Annotated in this window: 16 protein-coding genes, 1 other RNA gene and 1 pseudogene; 3 read left to right on the forward strand and 15 right to left on the reverse strand. The window is 27.5% G+C overall.

What is annotated here, in order from left to right; translation table 11 throughout:
* Positions 1 to 26 precede the first annotated feature (26 nt).
* Both CP523_RS03755 and CP523_RS03760 read right to left on the reverse strand, forming a co-directional pair.
* A complete protein-coding gene (locus tag CP523_RS03755) occupies positions 27 to 1,211 on the reverse strand; it encodes a M20 metallopeptidase family protein (RefSeq protein WP_066675389.1) in 1,185 nt (394 codons plus the stop codon).
* An 832-nt stretch (positions 1,212 to 2,043) separates the two neighbouring features.
* Positions 2,044 to 3,225, reverse strand: coding sequence for a NupC/NupG family nucleoside CNT transporter (locus CP523_RS03760; RefSeq protein WP_066675391.1), 1,182 nt, complete (start codon positions 3,223 to 3,225; stop codon positions 2,044 to 2,046).
* Positions 3,226 to 3,991: 766 nt separating this feature from the next.
* Between CP523_RS03760 and CP523_RS03765 the strand changes: the two genes are divergently transcribed.
* On the forward strand, positions 3,992 to 4,402 hold the full coding sequence (locus CP523_RS03765; RefSeq protein WP_066675393.1) for an LAGLIDADG family homing endonuclease: 411 nt from the start codon (positions 3,992 to 3,994) through the stop codon (positions 4,400 to 4,402).
* A gap of 206 nt (positions 4,403 to 4,608) precedes the next feature.
* Here the strand turns inward: CP523_RS03765 and CP523_RS03770 are convergent.
* Positions 4,609 to 5,773: pseudogene (locus CP523_RS03770) on the reverse strand (IS256 family transposase).
* Positions 5,774 to 5,972: 199 nt separating this feature from the next.
* Positions 5,973 to 6,818, reverse strand: coding sequence for a protein NO VEIN domain-containing protein (locus CP523_RS03775; RefSeq protein WP_120140500.1), 846 nt, complete (start codon positions 6,816 to 6,818; stop codon positions 5,973 to 5,975).
* A gap of 106 nt (positions 6,819 to 6,924) precedes the next feature.
* On the opposite strand from CP523_RS03775, the gene CP523_RS03780 reads away from it, so the two are divergent.
* Entirely contained in the window at positions 6,925 to 7,716 is a 792-nt protein-coding gene (locus CP523_RS03780; RefSeq protein WP_066675397.1) for a DNA adenine methylase, read from the forward strand.
* Positions 7,717 to 7,814: 98 nt separating this feature from the next.
* Here CP523_RS03780 and CP523_RS03785 read toward each other — a convergent pair whose 3' ends face one another.
* From CP523_RS03785 to CP523_RS15900, 5 genes are all read right to left on the reverse strand, one after another.
* Positions 7,815 to 9,647: an ATP-binding protein gene (locus tag CP523_RS03785; protein ID WP_083089416.1), complete on the reverse strand. Its 1,833-nt coding sequence runs from the start codon at positions 9,645 to 9,647 to the stop codon at positions 7,815 to 7,817.
* 36 nt (positions 9,648 to 9,683) lie between these two features.
* Positions 9,684 to 9,938 (reverse strand): hypothetical protein, encoded by a 255-nt coding sequence (locus CP523_RS03790; RefSeq protein WP_083089418.1) that lies wholly within the window; start codon positions 9,936 to 9,938, stop codon positions 9,684 to 9,686.
* Between the two features lie 24 nt (positions 9,939 to 9,962).
* Positions 9,963 to 10,238 (reverse strand): hypothetical protein, encoded by a 276-nt coding sequence (locus CP523_RS03795; RefSeq protein WP_066675399.1) that lies wholly within the window; start codon positions 10,236 to 10,238, stop codon positions 9,963 to 9,965.
* Positions 10,239 to 10,626: 388 nt separating this feature from the next.
* Positions 10,627 to 10,957: a transfer-messenger RNA gene (ssrA, locus tag CP523_RS03800) on the reverse strand.
* A gap of 112 nt (positions 10,958 to 11,069) precedes the next feature.
* Complete coding sequence (locus CP523_RS15900; RefSeq protein WP_162925937.1) at positions 11,070 to 11,216, reverse strand: hypothetical protein; 147 nt, start codon at positions 11,214 to 11,216, stop codon at positions 11,070 to 11,072.
* 249 nt (positions 11,217 to 11,465) lie between these two features.
* On the opposite strand from CP523_RS15900, the gene CP523_RS03805 reads away from it, so the two are divergent.
* The gene (locus CP523_RS03805; RefSeq protein WP_066675473.1) at positions 11,466 to 12,740 is read left to right on the forward strand and encodes an amidase domain-containing protein; all 1,275 of its coding nucleotides are present in this window, start codon (positions 11,466 to 11,468) and stop codon (positions 12,738 to 12,740) included.
* A 36-nt stretch (positions 12,741 to 12,776) separates the two neighbouring features.
* Here the strand turns inward: CP523_RS03805 and CP523_RS03810 are convergent, their stop codons facing one another.
* The 6 genes from CP523_RS03810 to CP523_RS03835 form a co-directional block, all read right to left on the reverse strand.
* Positions 12,777 to 14,651 carry a glycerophosphoryl diester phosphodiesterase membrane domain-containing protein gene (locus CP523_RS03810; protein WP_066675475.1) on the reverse strand — a complete coding sequence of 625 codons (1,875 nt, stop codon included), beginning with the start codon at positions 14,649 to 14,651 and terminating at the stop codon, positions 12,777 to 12,779.
* A 54-nt stretch (positions 14,652 to 14,705) separates the two neighbouring features.
* Positions 14,706 to 15,047 (reverse strand): RrF2 family transcriptional regulator, encoded by a 342-nt coding sequence (locus CP523_RS03815; protein WP_120140501.1) that lies wholly within the window; start codon positions 15,045 to 15,047, stop codon positions 14,706 to 14,708.
* 145 nt (positions 15,048 to 15,192) lie between these two features.
* Positions 15,193 to 17,721, reverse strand: a complete 2,529-nt coding sequence (locus tag CP523_RS03820; protein ID WP_066675480.1) for a glycoside hydrolase family 3 N-terminal domain-containing protein — start codon at positions 17,719 to 17,721, stop codon at positions 15,193 to 15,195.
* Positions 17,722 to 17,973: 252 nt separating this feature from the next.
* On the reverse strand, positions 17,974 to 19,365 hold the full coding sequence (gene gltA / locus CP523_RS03825) for an NADPH-dependent glutamate synthase (protein ID WP_066675482.1): 1,392 nt from the start codon (positions 19,363 to 19,365) through the stop codon (positions 17,974 to 17,976).
* Positions 19,365 to 20,252: a sulfide/dihydroorotate dehydrogenase-like FAD/NAD-binding protein gene (locus CP523_RS03830; RefSeq protein ID WP_066675484.1), complete on the reverse strand. Its 888-nt coding sequence runs from the start codon at positions 20,250 to 20,252 to the stop codon at positions 19,365 to 19,367. Before CP523_RS03830 ends, gltA begins: the two co-directional genes overlap by 1 nt.
* A 236-nt stretch (positions 20,253 to 20,488) precedes the next feature.
* The gene (locus tag CP523_RS03835; protein WP_066675486.1) at positions 20,489 to 21,655 is read right to left on the reverse strand and encodes an iron-containing alcohol dehydrogenase; all 1,167 of its coding nucleotides are present in this window, start codon (positions 21,653 to 21,655) and stop codon (positions 20,489 to 20,491) included.
* Between the last annotated feature and the right edge of the window lie 69 nt (positions 21,656 to 21,724).

Raw genomic sequence — 21,724 nt, forward strand, 5'->3', positions numbered from 1 at the left:
CATAAATACAATAACTTAAGATATATTTACTTATTATTTTTTAACCACATTATAGCACTATATGCATGCATAGCTGCTCCTGTAGATAATATTTCTTCATTAAATACAACTTTTTCGCTATGCATTGGCTCTCCAAACAAAGGATTTTCTTCCTTTGAACCTGCTCCTAACATAACGTATAGACTTGGGACTTCATATGAATAAGAAGCAAAATCTTCTGATCCCATTCCGCCAGATTCAAATAGTATAACTGATTTCTCCCCAACTAATTCTTTCATATAACCAGTAATTTCATGAGCTAAATTATTATTATTAACTAGTGGTGGTACTGATGATAATTTTATTAATTCTGCTTCACCTCTAAACATTTTAGCAGTATATGTAACTATATCATTCATTCTATTAAATATGAACTCTTCTACTTTTTTATCTAAGGTTCTTATAGTTCCTTCCATAACAACTTCTTGTGGTATTATGTTTGGTGCATCTCCTCCTATAAACTTACCTATTGTAACAACAGCAGACTGAGTAGCTGATATTTCTCTACTTATTATTTCCTGTAAAGATATGTATATGTGAGAAGCTATATTTATTGGATCTACACCTGTTTCAGGCATAGCTCCATGACATCCAGTTCCTTTTACAACAATTCTAAATATACTACATCCAGCTATGCTAGTGCCTAAACCACATAATATCACATTTGAAGGTGTGCCAGAATGTACATGCATTGCCATTGCTGCATCAACTTTAGGATCTTCAAGGACTCCTGCTTTTATCATCTTCTTAGCACCTGTAAATCCTTCTTCATCTGGTTGAAATACTAATTTAACAGTACCCTCTATTTCATCTTGATTTTCTTTAAGTAGCTTTGCAGCTCCTAAAAGCATTGCTGTATGCATATCATGTCCACATGAATGCATATTACCATTAATTGATTTAAAATCACATTCTGTAGCTTCCTTCATTGGTAATGCATCCATATCTGCTCTTAGTAAAAATGTTTTTCCTGGTTTATTTCCTTTAATTGTTGCTACTATACCACTTTCACATATTTCTTTAGGATCATAACCAAATTCTCTTAACTTATCCATTACATAAGTTTTTGTTTTTAATAATTCTGATCCAACCTCGGGATTACTATGAATTGTTCTTCTATAAACTATCATATCATCCTTTATCAATTTAGCTTGCTCCATAAACTTATTCATAACTACACCTCATTTAGTTTTAAATTTATTTTATTTTAAAATATTTATTGACCTGTTGTAAATATTGACCTGTTGTAAAACTTAAAAATTACTTTTTAGCTTATAAGCTAACTAAATAACAAAGTTATTTTATAATTGCAATTCTAAATGCAATACACACTTGTACTACAACAGTTCTTAAATAAAAGAACTCTATCTGTCTCTTCAATACAAGAATAAAGTACCCTATTATATTTATTATCGATTTTTTCATATTAGTTCTATAATAAAATCTAAAGCGTAGGTGAAGCAGGCGCCCCTTTATTTTTCAAATATATATTAATTTTATCTGAACTATCAACATAAGCAAATAGGATATATGATAAATTTTCAATACCTTCCTTATGTAATTGTATCATTTACAGCAAATTCTGCAGCTATTGAACCAATAGAAATACCTACAACATAATCAAATAATGTTAGATGTGATATTTGCTTTTTTCTCATAATTTTAGTTAGCAAAAATAATATACTTACAGAAATTATGGATTTTAATTAGACTCTACATATTTCAACTATCATTTTTATACAACTCCTTATATGCTCTATTTTTTCTTTATAAATTAATACTTATACATAAAAAAATAAAGATTATTATTTATCCCTATTTTTATTTTCTATTTATATTACAAAAATTATTAACTACTCTTTCTATACGAAAATGGCTAATTATTTAGTTATTAAATAATTAAAAACAGCAATAATAATTTAAAATACTATTGCTGTTTTTACCATATCATGTTGTTTTATACTACTAAATTGAAATCTCTAATTTTAATGTCTTTTATTTATTTTATATAAGTAATCCAACAATAATTGCTGTTAGCATACTTACTAATGTTGCTCCATATAATAATTTTAATCCAAAACGTGCAACTACGTTTCCTTGCTCTTCATTAAGTCCTTTTACTGCTCCTGAGATAATTCCAATTGATGAAAAATTCGCAAAAGAAACTAAAAATACAGAAACAATACCTATTGATCTTACTGATAGATTCATACTTTCACTTGCTAGTAAATTCATTGCAACAAATTCATTAGATACTAATTTAGTTGCCATTACACTTGCAGCTTGTATTGATTCATTAAAAGGAACTCCCATTAAAAATGCAAATGGAGAGAATGCATATCCAAGTATATCTTGGAAACTAATTCCTAAAACTCCTTTAAATAAAATATTAATCATAGCAATTATTGCTACGAATCCAACTAACATAGCAGCTACTATAACAGCTACTTTAAATCCATCTAAAATATATTCTCCAAGAACTTCAAAAAATGTTTGCTTCTTTTCTTCACGAACTACTAAAATATCTTCTTCTTCTGTTACAGTATACGGATTTATAACTGATGATATAATAAATCCACCAAACAAGTTTAAAACAAGTGCTGTTACAACATATCTAGGTTCTAAAAGCACCATATAAGAACCAACTATAGACATAGATACCGTTGACATAGCTGATGCACAAAGAGTATATAATCTATGTTTAGGTAATAAACCAAGTTGTTTTTTTACTGAAATAAATACTTCAGATTGTCCAAGTATAGCTGATGCTACTGCATTATAAGATTCTAATTTACCCATGCCATTAACTTTACTTAAAACTAAACCTATATACTTCATTATAAAAGGAAGTATTTTTAAGTGTTGTAAAATTCCTATTAAAGCAGAAATAACTACTATTGGTAGAAGAACGCCAATAAAAAACGAGAACTGTTCATTATTAACTAATCCACCAAATACAAAATCTACTCCTTCTCCAGCACATTTAAGTAACACATCAAAACCATTTGCTATACTGCTTACTAAACAGTTTCCTAATTGAGTATTTAGTAAAAGAAATGCAAATATAAATTGTAAAACAAGCATTACAATAATTGGCTTATATTTTATCTTTTTCTTATCACTACTTCCAATCCACGCAAGTGCTAAAACAACAACTAATCCTATAATTCCAATAATATATTTCATTTTACTGCTCCTTCTTAATAGTACAAATTTTGTATTATCATGTTCCATATACACTACACTAAATACACTTTACTTTTAGTAGATTGTTCTTAAAATAAAATTTTAAATTTTTTTATAATTATACTTTATAATCTGTTAATAATATCGATATCAATAGACATTTTTCGTCACAATTGCAAACATATTAATTATAAATTCCTTCTAAACATTTGTAAAGTATTCATTGAAATTTTAATATTATTTTAGAAATATCTATAAATTGTTATTTGCGTGAAAATTAAGTAAACAAGTTATTGCTGGAGCACTTTTGCAGTATATTTATTAGTGGCTGACCTATTTCTACCCCATTAGCCTTTTTCTTTATCATATTTAATAACCCTTGATATTCTAAGCCATAATTCAATTTGTTGTTGATTATAATTTAATTAATAATAAATTTTATATTACTTTATTTAGTAAACATATATCTTTAAATTTTTAGTATTTTAAGTTGATTTTTATTCAAACATACTAAAAGGAAATATATACTTTAATTATTTTACATAACTATATAAAAAGAAATACTATCCTATTAAAAAGTCATACTACTACCTTTATAGCATATATTCTTTAAATAAATACCATTAACTTTACTATCTATATTTACATATTCTAAAATCTTTTTCTAAATACTAATTATATATCATTAAATGCTATAACAAATTTCATTTATTAATTATATTATTTTTTGATAATCTCAAAAATCTAAATTAAAGAAGGTGATTTTATAAATGAAATAGAAAAATCTTATATTGCTGGAATAATAGATGGCGAAGGAAGTATTATGCTAGAAAAAATCCATAAAAATAATTATCCATCTCCTGTTATATCTGTTACTTCTACAACTATTGAATTACTTGAATATTTAAAAGCAACTATTGGATTTGGAAAAATAACAAAAAAGACTAATTATAATATAGAAAAACATAAAAATTGCTATACATTTGTTGTTAACTATAATAATGCTATTAATTTACTTAAAGATGTTTATCCCTATTTAATTATAAAATCAAAAAAATTAAGAGCTAAAATGATAATTGAAGAATATAAAAACTTAACGCCTAGAAATGGTAGATATTCTGAAGAACTTTTAAAGGAAAAATATTACTTTTATAGACGATTTAGAGAAATAAAATAAAGCTCATATTATGTGAGCTTTTTTATATGAGAGAGACTAGATAGTTTTGTGTTATTATTATTTTTGTTGTTTTAATATTACTGGAAATTTTTATTTCCAGTAATATTTTTTTATATTTAAGAAATACTAATAATGTTTTTTATTACCTTTTTAGTATTTCAATAAAATCGAATAGTATACATAAAATTTATAAAAAGTACAAGCTTTTAAGCTAATTCATCTTTTAGTTGATTTTCAAATATTATTGATAGCTCCGCTAACGTAGCACCCCAATTTGGAGTAGGTTGACTCCATTTTTCAATTATCTCCATTGTAGCTAAGTAAACACTCTTATTTAAAGATTCATCAGTTGGAAAAATTACTCTAACCTTAGTAAATTTACGTATTTGACGATTAAATCCTTCTAACACATTTGTAGTATATATCATCTTTCTTATACTTGGAGAGAATTCAAAGAATTTTGATAGATTACTCCAATTATTGTACCAAGAGTCTATAACTATACCATATTTATCACACCATAAGGTTTTTAAATTATCTAGCTGCGCTAACGCAAGTTCCTCAGTTGCTGCCTTATAAACTTCCTTTAAAACCTTCATAAATGCTTTCTTATCCTTTGAAGATATGTATTTTATTGAATTTCTTATTTGATGAACAATACATGTTTGAATATTTACTGATGGAAATACTGTTTTAATAGCTTGTGGTAATCCTTTTAGTCCATTCATAATGCAATTAATATTTCTTTAACATCTCTATTTTTAAGTCATTACAAATTCCTAACCAGAACTTAGCACCTTCTGCTTCATCAACCCATATACCTAAAATATCTTTATATCCCTCCATTGTATATCCTAAACAAATATAAACAGCTTTGTTAACTATTTTCCCGTTACTTCTAACTTTAAAATGCATAGCATATAAATAAGCTATAGGATATATTTTATCTAAAGCTCTATTTTGCCATTCGGTAGCGCTAGCTAATACTTTATCTGTTATTTTAGATACCATTGATGGTGATATAGTTATTCCATATATATCCTCAATTTCTGTTTGAATATCACTTGTACTTATGCCTTTCGCATATAGAGATATAATCTTTTTATCTAATTCAGTACATACAGTTTCATATTTTTTTATAATTTGCGGTTCAAATTCAGCATTTCTATCATGGGGTACGTCTAGGTCGACGTAACCGAAGGAACTTCTTAAATTCTTGATACTATAACCATTCCTATAGTTTTTCTTAGTTTGATCAACTATTTCTACACGTTTATATTTATTTCTTGCTAGATGTTCTTCCATTTTACCTTGTAATATATTTTCAAGAATATCTTTAACTAATCTTTGTATTAATTCATTTCTACCCATAACATCATCAATTGTTTTACATCTTTTAGTTAATACAAAAAAACAGTAGATAGATTTGTTTTTACACAAATCTATCTACTGTCCCTTATTTAATTAAATTTTATATTAATTGTATAATAAATGTAATGTTTTAACAAATATATCTTATTTAAACTTTATTTATATAGCCTAAAATTGTTAATATAATTAACTATATAGTTTATGTATTCTCATTAGTTTTAAGATATGCTTTATACAAAATTGGAATTAAATTAAAGTTATCCTTAACAGAACCTTTTATTGTGTAATATTTTATAGTACTTATCACACTTCCTATTCCCAAAACTCTATAAATATAATAATTTTCTGCAAGCATCTCAGATACTCTAACTTCAGTATCACTTATATCGAAAGGTGTATTTATATTGTCTTCTGTTGTTTTTACCTCTATATATATTTTATTCCATTCTCCATCTTTAACATTCCACGAAATAATATCATATCCTAATCCATCACCTTTCTCTTTAGATACCCATTCAACTTGTTCACTTAAATCTACTCTCCCTAACTCCATTAATTTATTTTTTTCAAGTAAAACAACAGCCTCTTCGCCTATATCTCCTTTTTTCTTATTTCTCCTACTCTTTTTATCATAATTAATTTTTCTACCTTTTTCTTTTATTTTAACAGATGGTTCTCTTATTTCTATACCACTGGGACTATCATATTCTTTAAACTCTAAATTATCTATATCTAGTACAAATTCCGTTATTTCATCTTCTCCATCATTATCATTTATATCTAAATCAATAGAAATTTCATTTTCAATTTCTTTATTATTAAAATTTTTTAATCTATATTTTTGTGGTCTAAACCTTTTATCTATTTCAAATTTATCCCTATGCCTTTCTGATAATTCTCTTGATACTATATTTTTATGACCTATTGATCCTTTTATATTTGATCCCCAATTAAATTTTCTTTCATTTAAAGCATTAAATACCTCTTTATAAGTCATCCATTTATTTTGATTGTCCTTAAATATTTGTATTATATCATCTATCATTTAGCTTCACTCCCAAGAAAAATATATACTTATCATTCCAATTATTCATAAATTTATTTATTTTTTAATATCTTTTATAGATAAAATAATTATATTGGTGATAAATATGCGTAGCCCCATAAAATGGGTTGGTGGAAAATCTAAATCGCTAAAATACCTTCTACCTTTAATTCCTCCTCACGAAGGTTATGTTGAAGTTTTCGGTGGTGCTGGTTGGTTACTGTTTGCAAAATCCCCTTCTAACTGGGAAGTAATTAATGATTTGGATGAAAATCTAAGCAATTTTTGGATGGTACTTAAAGAAAAAGAGAATGAATTTATTGATAGTTTTAAATATGAAGTAATTAGTCGCTCTATCTTTAATAATTATAAGGAAATTTATAAAAATAAAACTTATCTTGATAATGTTAATAAAGCTCATATTCTTTATTATCTATTAAAGGCTGGAATTGGCGCAAGCTTACCAGATGGTGGTGGATGCGGTTTTGGTAAATCAAAAGGAGTAAGCCGCCTAAGATTGGACAAGCTTCCAAATGATATTGTACAAGCTCATAACCGCCTATTAAAAGTAACTATTGAATGCCAAGATTTTAGAAATATAATGTCATACTATGATACTGAAAATACATTTTTTTACTTAGACCCACCTTATAGAGATACTTCTCGCTCATCTTATCCTGTTGGAAAATTTACAGACAAAGATTATTCTGATTTAAGTAATCTATGTAAAAACATAAAAGGAAAATTTTTATTATCAATAAATGATGATTACTTTATTAAATGTCTTTTCTCAAATTTTAATATCACACATATAAATATTCCTTATAGCGGAAGTAATCAAAAAAAAGGACGTGAAAATTACCCTGAATTAATTATCACAAATTATACTATTAATTAATTTTTAAATATAAAAATCCACGACATTTCTGTCGTGGATTTTTTGGTGAAGGCAATACATGACCTTTCAAATCCACCATTTAACTTTTAAATTTTATATCATACTAAAATACAAGACCTTTCTTCTATACTAAAGCCACTATCTATTAAATCATTATCACACTCTTCTATAATGTAGTCTGGTATAATTTCATAGTCAAATGGATTTAATTGAAATAAATAATCATTATCTACATGGTAAGTTTCGTTTACAAATTTTTTTATTATATCATTAGAGCTATTTTCATTTTTAATAACTCTAAAAATTTGAAGCTTTTCGTAATTATTTTTCGACTCAATATAAGCATTTATTAGAATCTCATTACTTAATAATCTATCTAATTCAGTATCATAATCAAAATCATTTATAAACTCTTTTATTTTATATGTTGCTTCTTCTATTTCATTATACTCCATTAAAACCTCTTTCTTTATTCCATTTATTTTCTTATCAGTGATAGGTTCTTTTCTTTTATGAAATAAATTTGATAGTAAGTTCCATTCTAATCCCTTCGAATCATTAATTTCATATAATCGTCTTAAATATATTAACTTATTAATATTATTATCTAGTCTTAGTATATTTTCTTTCACTATTTCAATAAATGTTTTAATATCATAATAGCAAATTTCTTTCTCAATAATCTCTCCATTTTTATTTGATATAAAATATGCATTAGTTTTAATTTCATTAAACTTATATCTAAAATTTTTCACCATATCTACTATGGGATCAAAGTCATGAGTTAGCATCAATACAGTGTTGTTTCTAAAACTATTTTCTCCTTTAAATAATTTATTTATTATTGCATATTTTTTATTCTTATCAAACGAAGAAATAGGATCATCTAAAATTACCAGGTCTGGTTTCTTATTTAAAGTTTCATACATAAATAGAATTAAAGCAAAGGCATTTTTTTCCCCATAACTTAAATATAAATTTGCATTATTTAATTCTTTACAACAATCTTTATGTTTAAATACCATCTTATACTCATTATTTTTAGATTCTATATTTACCTCATATTTATAGCCTGCATATTTTAAAAAGTTATTTATTTCTTTTTTATATTTTTCTATTCTTTTTAAAATTAAACTTTTTTGTTTATTTATTTTTCCTTTTAATATCCCGGCTTTATTAATAAGATCATTTAATGAATTATTTATTTTTCCTATTTTTTCTTCTGTAAAACCAGTGTTTAAATTTGGTAAGAAATCCAACTCTATTCTATATCTTTTTATTTTCTCAATTATTTCATCAACATCTTTTAAAGAAAAAAAACTTAAATTTTTTAATTCATTAAATCTTTCTAGTAAAATATTAACTTGTGACTTAATTAATTTTAAATAGTTTATATGCTCACTCGATAGTCCACTTATACTTTGGGTTATTTCGCTTATCTTTTTATTGGTTTCATCTGTAAAATATAATTTCAAATTATTAAACACATCCATAACCTTATTTAAATGTTCAATATATTTGGAATCATATTCTTCACTTACCTTTAGAACTTTTTCTTTCTTACTAGTAATATCAGTTGTGCAAAAATAGCATTTACAACTAATATCTAAATATTCTTTACCAGTAACCTGCCATTTTATCCATTTAGAATTGACATCACTTTTTATATAATCACCGTATTCTTCTAAACCGTCAGGAATATGTATTATTTTATTACCATTTTTCAATCCTTTTCCTATACTTCCTGCTGCTGAATACCCACTACTAGACTTTCCAAAACATTCTGTTAGAGTATTTAAGTCTTGAATTAACTTATCTAACTCCGGATTTTTATTAAATGTATCTCTAACCTCTTTGATAAGCTTTTCAATTTCACTCATTAAATTATCATATTCTTCATTCTTTATAAAAACTTCATAACTATTTTTCAATACCTCATCTTCTTGAAAAACATATTGATTAACATATTATTCATTAAAAATATTTACTGTATTAATCCCTTCTAGCCCTTCTACTATAGGCGCAACCTCTTCTCCACCATTTAAATATTTAAATGGTTTTAATTCAATTAATTTTTCTTTATTCTCAATACAATATTTTATTGCTTTTGATATAGTACTTTTTCCAGTTCCATTTATTCCATACTTTATATTTAATTCGTATTCATTTATTTCAATATTAGCTAAGTCAATATTATTACAATTTTTTATTAATAAATTCATTTCTTTCCCCTATACTATACAATTTTATGAATAGATTCCCCAATCTCTACTTAAAAACCAACTTGGTGTCCATTTGACATAATCTTCTGGACAGAACGTTTCATTTAGTATTTCAATACTTTTTATTTGTTGAGGTAATATAGATAAATTATGATTACTTAATGGACTATCCAAATCATAAAAATGATATCTATTTTCTCCATCTCTATATCGTCTACTTGGTCCGTAATCAAATGGTACGCAAACTCTTGTAATTCTTCCCTTTTCATATGAATCAAATACTACTTTAACTAATTTCATTTATAGCTTGTACAAAGCTTTGGTTAATCATATTATCACTCCTTATAATAAAATAAAAAACTGCACACTTATAGTGTACAGTTTTATCTTTCGTTGATTTATTGGTGGAGGCGAGGGGTCATGTGCATCCATTATTTCTAAAATGGCACTGACTATATCTTTAACTTAAATTATTATTTAAGCTACCTAGCGTATTATAGAAGCTTAGTTTAGTTTTTATCTTCTATCCTAGTATTCCTTTGCTATAAGCTTTAGGAACCTATAAGTCGATACAAGGCTGTTAGATTTCTCTACATACCTCTCGGTATTGCCGGCAACACTACTTGCTACGGTTTCACCGATAAAGCTAGGTTATCACTTAGAAATCACTTTCTAAGGCGACTCTTTCTGAATCGAACCCCTGTCCGAAAGTAGACCAATCTGAATTTCTACGAGTGTAGTTTGTGATTAAGGTTTCGGTCCTAGGTTGCTCACAAACAAACTTCCTATTTCCTAGCTTCATAAATACCCCTCTAACTCAAAGCTTTGTTAGACTTCGTTTCCCACTCTATGACACCAGCTACCCGAGACGTGGGCATCCCGGACTGATGAGTAGCTTATATTAAGCTGCTAATGCAAAATTGTCTTCTGCGTTTATCTTTAATGCATACTTTATTAAGGAGGTGACATGCTTGCCTCCACCCGCTTATCAAACCCATCTTACCCCCGTCGAAGCCAAAACGCCCCCAGGTTAAAAATTAAGTTTAACGCATCGTTATTCAATTTTGTTTCTATCTTGTGTAGTAATTATATATTATATACGTTTTTCTGTCAACTTGATACTTAACTCTTCTAATCCGCTATATACCTTAATCCTATTTGTTTACGGGCTTCATCCATTATTTTCATAACTATTCTAGAATTTTCTAATGAATTCACTTCTGATTCTAATTTTTTGTTTAAAATTAAATTTATAAATTCTTCTATTTCATAACACATATCATCTACTTTTTGTGGATTTGATATTTCTTCAATTTCACCCTTTCTATAAACTATTTTTACATTATTAAATTTATTTATTTTATCTATTACTATGCTACCCTCTTCCCCTTGAATTTCTGAAGATAAATACGAATTACTAATCTTAATTAAAATATATTATTTAAACTATATAAAACTTATATAAATATTTCTATTTCTAATGCACATACTATTCTTATAAATTATTCTTCAAAGGAGGATTTTAAAATGAGACTTTGGTTTAAAGATTTAATAGAGTTTTTTAAAAGTAAAAAGAAGTTTTTTTCTATATTTTTAAATATATTTTTAATATTAGTGTTATTTATTAGTTTCTTTTACTCATTATCTAGAACTAATAATTTAATTTTAGTTCCATCTTGCCAATTTGAAGAAAATATTCAATATGAAGCTACAACTAATGTAGGTACTTTCATAACTGATGGCGAAGAACCTAATGAAGATGAAATCATAAAATTTTTTAATGAATTATTTACTACTCGTAATAAAGCTTTTTTAACTGGAAATGTTGCAGACTTATATAAATTTTATGATACTTCTCATACCTACAGTAAATATTCTCTTCTTCATGAGTTTAAAAGAATTGCTTATTTGCGTGATTGGGCTAATGAAAGAAATATATCCTTTTCAAATATTAGCTCCACCCCTAAAATTAGGGACATTAAAATAAATAATAGTACTTATTCTATTGTTTTAAGGGAAGAATATAAATTTGATTATTTTTATAAAGATACTCCTGATATAAATAATGAATTTGGCGTTTCATTACTTCACAATGTGGATTTAAAAAAGATGGGAAATTCCTTTATTGTTCAAAAAGATTATTATTTAGATTGTTTCCAAGAAGGTTTAAAAGATTATAAATTTGATCTTACTGAAAAACAAATACCTTTAACTAAATTTAAAGCTTATAATGTTAATTTTAATAGAAATAATTTAGAATTTAATACTAACAAGTTCTATGATAGAAAAGCTGCTGTTAATTATGCCAATAAGTATTGTGGAATATCATGGGCCAATGATAATAATTCACGCTACAATAATAATTATTATGTTTATACTGCATCTTGTGGTAATTGTACAAATTTTATATCTCAGTGTCTATCTGATAAAAATGAAGGTGGAAAATTAAAGCAAGATAAAATATGGCTATATGAAACTAAACATTCTAAGCCTCCTACTGCAAGTGAAACTTGGATTAATTCAGATAAGTTAATAAATTATCTACTATCAACTAAACGAAGTACTTTAATAAATTCAGGAAATTTTGAAAATCTTATGAGTAATTTTAATAACCTTCAACATGGAGATTTAATATCTTACAACATAAATAATTCAATAGAACATACAGCTATAGTTACTGACTTTGACAACAAAGGATATCCTTTAGTTAATTCAAACTCTATAGATAAATATAAATTTCCATTTGATTTAGGTTGGAGTAATGATGATATTACATTTAATTTATTGTCTATTATAGAATAAAAATAGGCTATCTAAAAAATTTAGATAGCTCCTTTTCTATATCTTTATATATTTTAATATTGTATTTATTGTTTCATAAAATATTGTTATATAATCTTTTTCTCCTGAATTTTTTATACTTTCTTTTATCTCTTCAACTAACTCTACATCATCTGTAATTATATTGTCTGCTCCTAATGATATTACCTCTTCTATTTCGTCTATATCATTTATTGTCCATACATGAACCTCTTTATTTAAAGCATGCATAGCATAAACTAGTTTTGATTTAAGAACTGATTTTTCTACGCTTAAAAAGTCTACATTAAGCTTCGTTAAATCACCTACCCCTGCCATTAATATATATCCAACAGGAATCTTGTTAGTTAAATTCTTTGTTTCTTGAAGTATATCATAATTTAATGAAGTTATAACAACTTCATTTTCCATATCATATTTCTTTACAAGCTTTACTACCTCTTCTGCTAATTTTTCATTTTCTTGCATTGGTTTTAGCTCTATATTTAACTTTATCTTTCCTTTTGCTAGTTTTAAAACTTCCTCAAGAGTTGGAATCTTCTCTCCTGCAAATTTTTCACTAAAATATGATCCATTATCTACTTTTTGCGTTTCCTCAAAAGTCATATCCTTAATTGCAAGATTGGATTTATTAATTCTTTTTAATGTAAGATCATGAAATAAAACTACTATATTGTCCTTTGTAGTCATAACATCTATTTCAGCATAATCTGCTTCTTCGAAAATAGCCTGTTTTATTGACGATATACTGTTTTCAGGAGCCTTCATGGTGCTTCCTCTATGAGCTGTTACAAGAGTTTCCTTACCTACTACTCTAAAGAATATTGTATTGACTCCAATTAAAGTAACAGTTACTATAAAAATTCCTACAATCACTCTTTTTGTTATGTTCTTCTTTGAGTGTATTAATATTATAAACTTATTGTTTTTATAAATATCTATACTATTAAATTTACGTTCTAAAACTTCATAATTTCTATATTTATAATAAAGCTCTACTGTAAATGAAATAAATAAAGGAATACTTATAAGAGAAGCTATAATATAGGCAATATAAAATATTAATATATAACATACCATAAATATTCCACTTATAATACTTTCGCTTCCTAATAACTCTATTATATATTCACCAAGCATAATATATAAAAATAATAGAATTCCTGTAGCTAGAGAGGTTATAATAATCCATGCTACTACATAACCAAATATTTTGAATTTACTTCCTTTATATATCTTTATGCTATTTTTAATTGCCGTCTTTAGTTTATTATCTTCAATAATTACTGCTGGAATTGATAAAACCCATCTTAAAAATAGTATTACTATTAAAATCATAAAAGCAATATAAAAAATAGTTCCTCCAGTTGTTTTAAAAAGCTCAATAGTAATGAAAGATGGTATACTTAATTTTTTAATCAATGAACTATAAAGTCCAATTCCTGTTAGTGGACCTATAACCCCAGCCACTAAAACTATAAAAATCATACTAAAACCTAGTGTTTGTGGAACTATTTTTATGCTATTTAGGATAGCCTCCATTAAAGTTGCCTTTTCTTTCTTATAAGATTTTGAGGATATATAGGTTAAAACCCCCATCTCTATAAAAATAGCTATAAAAGATACTATAACTAACATAGTTATATATATTATTCCTTTAATTGTTAATCCAAACTTAAGAAAATCCTTGTTTGTTATATTATTTACTCCAATTTGTCCCATAAATCTATTTATAATAAACATATTTATTGGTATAAATAAAAATGTACTTATTAATCTATATGTAAGCTCAAAGTATATTAAGGGTTTTATGTTAAATGTAAAATTCTTATATGTGTCTATTATAAGACCTTTAGTCTCTTTTTTTATTTCTGAATAATTATTATGTGGCATCTATAAGACATCCTCTAATGTATACTTTGAAAATTCCTCTAAAAATGATTTTAATTATATATTCATAATTCCCTTTAACTTACATCCACCTTTTATAAATGGACACGTTTTTTCTTTATTGAAGCATTCAGCTATGTTTAAGTTATCTTCTGTAACTTTTAAAACTTCTCCTAAATTTATATCTTTTGGTTCAAGTCCTAATTTTAATCCGCCTGCTCTCCCTTTTATAGAAATTATATAATCAGTTTTTGCTAGCTTGTGAATTATTTTCTTTAAATGATTTTCTGATATCTCTAAATTACTTGCAATCTCTTCAACTGTACATAACCTATCTTTATTAATTGCTAAATATATTAATGCTCTAAATGAGTAATCTGTAAATTTAGATAAATACATTTCCTTACCTCACTTTTTATTATTGTTATAAACATATTTTAACGATTTATCCACAAAGTTAAAAGTAATTTTCCTATTTTTATTAAAATATTAAAAAATAAAATAAACCAGCACAAATTTAATGCTGGTTTATTTGATCTAATTACTATTTCTTATTTCTTTTCATAAATAATGTTCCTAATAAGGATGATATTAGTCCTAAACCTAATACTGTTGATGTTGCTGTTCCTCCAGTTATAGGTAATTTGCCATTTGGTTTAACTTGTTGATGTTTTTCTCCATTTTTATCCCCATCTTCTTCGCCCTTATTCTCATCATTACCAGGATTTTCAATAATTAACTTATTAACTATAATCGTATTATTTTCAAGAGTTGTTTTAAAATCTCTGTCATTTTTGTCTATAATATTTAATCCATTTATAACATTTACTTCTCCTTCTTTTATTTTAGATTTTAAAGTAAGAAGTATTTTTGTTTTATCTTTAGCCTCTCCTTCTGATTCTAAATCCTCTAAGTTAATATTGATTTTGTCCCCTTCAATGCTACTTGATGTAATATTTGTATTTTTATCTACTGATTCTACTTTTACAACTTCAAATGCATCATTATTATAATTAATATTTACTTCATATTTCTCTGATTTTAAACTTTCTATATCAGAAATATTAACTTTTGCTTTAAATTCATCTCCTGAGATTACTTCCTTTGGTATTTCTATTTTTGCTATACCTTTTTCAGTTAAATTAGTTATTCCAAAACCATATTCATATACATTCTTTTCTAAACTGAAGGCTCCATTTTCTAAAACTGGAATAGCTACTGGAAGTACCCCTTCAGCATCAGCTCCTCCAAAAATCACTTCCATAGCGGCTGGAATATTAGGACCAAATGCTTCTGTTGGCGTTAGCCCTCCATCTACCTCTGTTGGATCCATTCCTTTATATCCATATGCTATTAGTTGAGTTTTAGCATTTGAGTGAATTCCTGCATCATATGGCTTCCCAACACTTACTGCAATAGCTTCTTTATTTAATTTATTTGCATAATCTATTACTTCACTTGGAGTTTTAGTTAACCAATGTGTTGGTGCCAAATGAGATACATTTCCCATTTCAGTTAATATAACTACATAATTTGCTTTATCTATCTTAGCTTTAAGTTCGTCACTTATTTCAGATTCTTTATTATATGAATGAGTATTTATATTAATAGAATTCATCTTTCCTTCACTTATTAATCTATTAATACCAAATTTCATTCCTGGTAATTCATTATTGTACGGTGCTAAAAGAAGTACATTTTCTCCTTCTTTAGCCTTTATTGGTAATATGTCTTTTTCATTTTTAACAACAGTTATAGCCTCTGATGATATTCTTCTTTCAATATTACGGTTTTCTTCAGAACCAACTATCTTTTTAGCATTATTTATCTTTTCTTCAACAGTTCTATTATCTTCTTTTATATTCATTATGCCTCTATCTATTTTTAATTTAACAATTCTTTCTACAGAATCATTTATTTCATCAATTGATATCTCTCCATTATTTACAGCATCAATAACACCATTAATTATTCCATCAAGTTTTCCTAAATCTTCATTACTTCTTAATATAGTTGGCATAAGTACTATATCCACTCCTGAATTAATTGCTAATTTTGTTGCCTCTAATTCACCAAAATTCTTTGATATAGCATCCATATTCATGGCATCTGTTATAACTACACCGTTATATCCCATATCTTTTCTTAACAAACCTTCTATTATGTCATCTGATAATGTTGCTGGTAATTCAATTTCGCTTCCATCTGCCTTTGATATATATTTATCCTTTTCTATTTGTGGAAATTGAATATGTGCAGTCATTATCATATCTACTCCATTATCTACTGCATCTTTAAATGGTTTAAGTTCATTTACTCTTAACTCATCAATACTCTTATTTACTCTTGGAAGACCAGTATGCGAATCTGTTGCTACATCCCCATGTCCTGGAAAATGTTTTGCTGCTGCTGATACTCCTTGATCTTGAATACCATTAATAATATTTACGCCTAACTTACCTACTAATTCTGGATTACTCGATATAGATCTTAAACCTATAACTGGATTATTAGGATTATTATTAACATCTAATGATGGTGCAAAATTAACGTTTATACCAAGAGAATTTAGCTCTCTTCCTATTACATACCCTGCATCATATGCATTTTTTTCACTTCTTGTTGCCCCAAGTGCCATATTACCAGGAAGATTCGTTCCTGTTCCTAACCTAGTAACTATTCCTCCTTCTTGATCTATTGTAATCAATAGTGGTAAGTTACCATCCTTATCATTTATAGCAACATTTTGCAAATCATGAACTAATTTAGTTGTTTGCTCTGTTGTTTTAACATTAGGTGCAAATAATATAACTCCACCTAAATCATATCTATCTATTATATTTGATACTTCTTCATTTATTTCAGTAAAATCCTTTGCCTTCTCTTCTCCTTCTAACTTCCACTGCCTAAAATCAGGCATTAACATTTGACCTACTTTTTCCTCTAAAGTCATATTGCTAACAATTTTTTCTACTTCATTTAAAGTATCTTTTGCTGAAACTCCCATTCCTAACATTATTGAATTAGTTACCATAGCAGCTGTTAAAATTGATATAATTTTCCCCTTCTTCATAACTTTCTCCTCTTCCCTTGCATTAATCATCTTTCAGCTTATGCCTATGTTATAGTAACACGCCTTAATACACCCACATTATATTATTGTAAATCTAAATAGTCAATTGATGTTAAAGGGTTTTTATTGAATTTTCTAAAAATTTATTCATTATTAATAATTCCTTTTTCTTTTTATAATAATTTTAATAAAAATAGAGGTAATGTACTAAATTAATACATTACCTCTATATAAAATTACCTTTTAAAAATACTATTTTGAAGCAAGATATTCATCTATTGCTTCAGCAGCCTTTTTACCAGCTCCCATAGCTAATATAACTGTAGCTGCTCCTGTAACTGCATCTCCTCCAGCATAAACACCTTCTTTAGTTGTTAAGCCTTCTTCATCTGCAACTATGCATTTCCACTTATTTGTTTCTAATCCCTTAGTTGTTGATGAAATTAATGGATTTGGAGATGTTCCAAGTGACATTATTACAGTATCTACATCCATAACAAATTCTGATCCATCTACTACTACAGGTCTTCTTCTTCCTGAAGCATCTGGTTCTCCTAATTCCATTTTAACGCATTTCATTCCTTTAACCCATCCACTTTCATCTGTTATGATTTCTGTTGGGTTTGTTAATACATCAAAAATAATTCCTTCTTCTTTAGCATGATGTATTTCTTCTGCTCTTGCTGGAAGTTCTGATTCACTTCTTCTATAAACTATATGTGTTTCAGCACCAAGTCTTAAAGCTGTTCTTGCAGCATCCATAGCAACGTTTCCACCACCTACTACAGCAACCTTTTTACCAACTTTAACTGGAGTATGATAATCTTCTTTAAAAGCCTTCATTAAGTTTACTCTTGTTAAGAATTCATTTGCTGAGAATACACCGTTAGCATTTTCTCCTTGAATTCCCATGAATTTTGGAAGACCAGCTCCTGATCCTATAAATACAGCTTTAAAATCTTCTTCTTCCATTAATTCATCTATAGTTATAGTTCTACCTATAATAACATTAGTTTCAATTTTTACTCCAAGCTTCTTTATGTTTTCAATTTCAGCTTTAACAACTTCATCTTTAGGTAATCTAAATTCTGGAATACCATAAACTAAAACTCCACCTGGCTCATGTAAAGCTTCAAATATAGTTACATCATATCCTCTTTTAGCTAGGTCTCCAGCACAAGTTAATCCTGCAGGACCACTTCCTATAACGGCAACCTTCTTACCTTTTGATTCTTCTTTTTCTGTTAAATCTATGTTATGTTTTCTTGCCCAATCAGCAGTAAATTTTTCTAATTTACCTATAGCTACTGCTTCACCTTTTATTCCTAATACACATTTACCTTCACATTGACTTTCTTGTGGACATACTCTACCACAAACTGCTGGCAATGCACTATACTTAGCGATTTCTTTAGCTGCTGCTTCAAAATCACCTTCTTTAGCCTTTGCTATAAATCCAGGGATATTTACAGATACTGGACATCCTTCAACACATTTAGGATTTTTACATCCTAAACATCTGTTAGCTTCTCTAATTGCTTGTTCTTCATTGTATCCTAAACAAACTTCTTCAAAATTAGTTGCTCTTACTTCTGGAGCTTGTTCAGTAACAGGTGTTCTTTTCATTCTATCTTTCATATCCATTATTTATCACCTTTACATCCACAACCACCATGGCTATGAGTGTCCCCTTCTTCTTGTTTTAGTTTAGCTCTTCCTTCTTCAGTTTTATACATTGTTTGTCTTCTCATTGATTCATCAAAATCAACTAAATGTCCATCAAATTCTGGTCCATCTACACATGCAAATTTTACTTCTCCACCTACAGTAACTCTACAAGCACCACACATACCTGTTCCGTCAACCATAATTGGATTTAAGCTAACTGTTGTTGGAATTTCTAATTCCTTTGTAAGTACACACATAAATTTCATCATTATCATTGGTCCAATTACTACTGCATGATCATATTTATTTCCTTTTTCAACTAAATCTTTTAAACAATCTGTAACTCTACCATTAAATCCGTATGATCCATCATCAGTTGCAACATATAAGTTTCCTGCAACCTTTTTCATTTCATCTTCTAATATTAATAATTCTTTGTTTCTACTACCTACAATTACATCGCACTTAATTCCGTGTTCGTGCATCCATTTAACTTGTGGATATACTGGTGCCGCCCCAACACCTCCAGCAACAAAGATTGTATTTTTCTTTTTAAGTTCTTCTAAGTCTTCATGAACAAGTTCACTTGGTTGTCCTAATGGTCCAACAAAGTCAGAAACATAGTCTCCTTCATTAAAAGTAGCTAATTGCTTTGTACCTTCACCTACAGTTTGGAATACTATTGTTACAGTTCCTTGTTCTCTATTATAATCTGCTATTGTTAATGGTATTCTTTCACCTTTTTCATCATTCTTTATTATTATGAATTGTCCCGGTTGTGCAGATTTAGCAACTCTAGGTGCTTCAATATCCATTAAAAAGATATTGTTTGTAAGTTCTCTTTTACCAACTATTTTGTACATCCCCTGTACCCCCTCTAATTTTCATGTTACTTAATATTAACATATTTTTTTACTTTTGTATAAGTATCTAATTATCCTTGATAATTTTTCATAAATTTCTCATTTTTATTAACTTTTTTACAATTGCATTTTTTAACGACAAAAGCTCTCTAGGTGAGAGCCTTTGTGTAGGGTTTTCTTATTTTAAATTTTCTAGTGCATTAATTATCTTTTTCTAAATATCTATTTTCTAATTATTAAAAATCAACTCTATTTCCGTAGTAAGTGCAAGTTAATAATTTTTCCATTGTTTCATCATCAATTGCTCTTGGACTTGATCCTGTACAAGCATCTAATACTGCATTATGAGCTATAAACTTAACATTGTTCTTGAAGTCTTCTTCAGTAACTCCATATTCTTTCATTGTATGAGGTATATTTAAAGCAGTGTTAAATTCGTTAATTAGTTTAATTAATGAATCAGTTAATTCTGCATTTGTATTTCCTTCTAACTTTAACATTTTAGCAATATCAGCATATCTTTCTTCACATTCAACTCTATTATATTGAATTACAAATGGTAAGAATATTGCATTTGCACATCCATGAGGAATGTGGAATACAGCACCTACTTTGTGAGCCATTGAGTGAACTATTCCTAGTAATGCATTTGAGAATGACATACCAGCTAAACATTGCGCTTCATGCATTAAGTTTCTAGCTTCCTTGTCTCCTTCATATGATTTAACTAAGTTTTCTCTTACCATTTCTATAGCTTTCATAGCTAATGGATCTGAGAAGTTTGATCTTAATGATGCAGTATAAGCTTCTATAGCGTGAGTTAAAGCATCCATTCCAGTATGTGCTACTAATTTAGCAGGCATAGTTTGAGCTAAGTCTGGATCAACTATAGCTATATCTGGAGTTATGTTAAAATCAGCTAGAGGATATTTAATCTTAGCCTTGTAATCAGTTATTACTGAGAAAGCAGTAACTTCTGTAGCAGTACCACTTGTTGATGGAATAGCTACAAACTTAGCTTTTTGTCTTAATTCTGGTAATCCAAATGGAACTACAGCTTGTTCAAAAGTAAAATCTGGGTATTCATAGAATATCCACATTGCTTTTGCAGCATCTATTGGTGATCCACCACCCATTGCTACTATCCAATCTGGTTTGAAGTCTCTCATTTCTTCAGCACCCTTCATAACAGTTTCAACTGATGGGTCTGGTTCAACACCTTCAAATAATTTAACTTCCATTCCAGCTTCTTTTAAATAATCTTCAACTTTTTGTAAGAAACCAAATCTTTTCATTGATCCTCCACCAACTACTACGAAAGCTCTCTTACCTTTTAAAGTCTTTAGCGTTTCTAAAGATCCTGCTCCATGATATAAATCTCTTGGTAATGTAAAACGTGCCATTATATTGCCTCCTAAAATTATAAAATTTATTCTTAATAACTTATTATTTAATTCACATAAATATGTATA

It is taken from the genome of Clostridium septicum (genome assembly GCF_003606265.1).
Taxonomy (GTDB): Bacteria; Bacillota; Clostridia; order Clostridiales; family Clostridiaceae; genus Clostridium; species Clostridium septicum.

Excerpts from the sequence above, each read along its gene's own strand:
- CP523_RS03815 (WP_120140501.1), bottom strand. The coding sequence starts at position 15,047 with ATGTATTTATCTAAATTTACAGATTACTCATTTAGAGCATTAATATAT.
- gltA (WP_066675482.1), bottom strand. The coding sequence starts at position 19,365 with ATGGATATGAAAGATAGAATGAAAAGAACACCTGTTACTGAACAAGCT.
- CP523_RS03810 (WP_066675475.1), bottom strand. The coding sequence starts at position 14,651 with ATGCCACATAATAATTATTCAGAAATAAAAAAAGAGACTAAAGGTCTT.
- CP523_RS03755 (WP_066675389.1), bottom strand. The coding sequence starts at position 1,211 with ATGAATAAGTTTATGGAGCAAGCTAAATTGATAAAGGATGATATGATA.
- CP523_RS03775 (WP_120140500.1), bottom strand. The coding sequence starts at position 6,818 with ATGATAGATGATATAATACAAATATTTAAGGACAATCAAAATAAATGG.
- CP523_RS03795 (WP_066675399.1), bottom strand. The coding sequence starts at position 10,238 with ATGAAATTAGTTAAAGTAGTATTTGATTCATATGAAAAGGGAAGAATT.
- CP523_RS03780 (WP_066675397.1), top strand. The coding sequence starts at position 6,925 with ATGCGTAGCCCCATAAAATGGGTTGGTGGAAAATCTAAATCGCTAAAA.
- CP523_RS03760 (WP_066675391.1), bottom strand. The coding sequence starts at position 3,225 with ATGAAATATATTATTGGAATTATAGGATTAGTTGTTGTTTTAGCACTT.
- CP523_RS15900 (WP_162925937.1), bottom strand. The coding sequence starts at position 11,216 with ATGTGTTATGAAATAGAAGAATTTATAAATTTAATTTTAAACAAAAAA.
- CP523_RS03830 (WP_066675484.1), bottom strand. The coding sequence starts at position 20,252 with ATGTACAAAATAGTTGGTAAAAGAGAACTTACAAACAATATCTTTTTA.
- CP523_RS03820 (WP_066675480.1), bottom strand. The coding sequence starts at position 17,721 with ATGAAGAAGGGGAAAATTATATCAATTTTAACAGCTGCTATGGTAACT.
- CP523_RS03805 (WP_066675473.1), top strand. The coding sequence starts at position 11,466 with ATGAGACTTTGGTTTAAAGATTTAATAGAGTTTTTTAAAAGTAAAAAG.
- CP523_RS03790 (WP_083089418.1), bottom strand. The coding sequence starts at position 9,938 with ATGAATTTATTAATAAAAAATTGTAATAATATTGACTTAGCTAATATT.
- CP523_RS03835 (WP_066675486.1), bottom strand. The coding sequence starts at position 21,655 with ATGGCACGTTTTACATTACCAAGAGATTTATATCATGGAGCAGGATCT.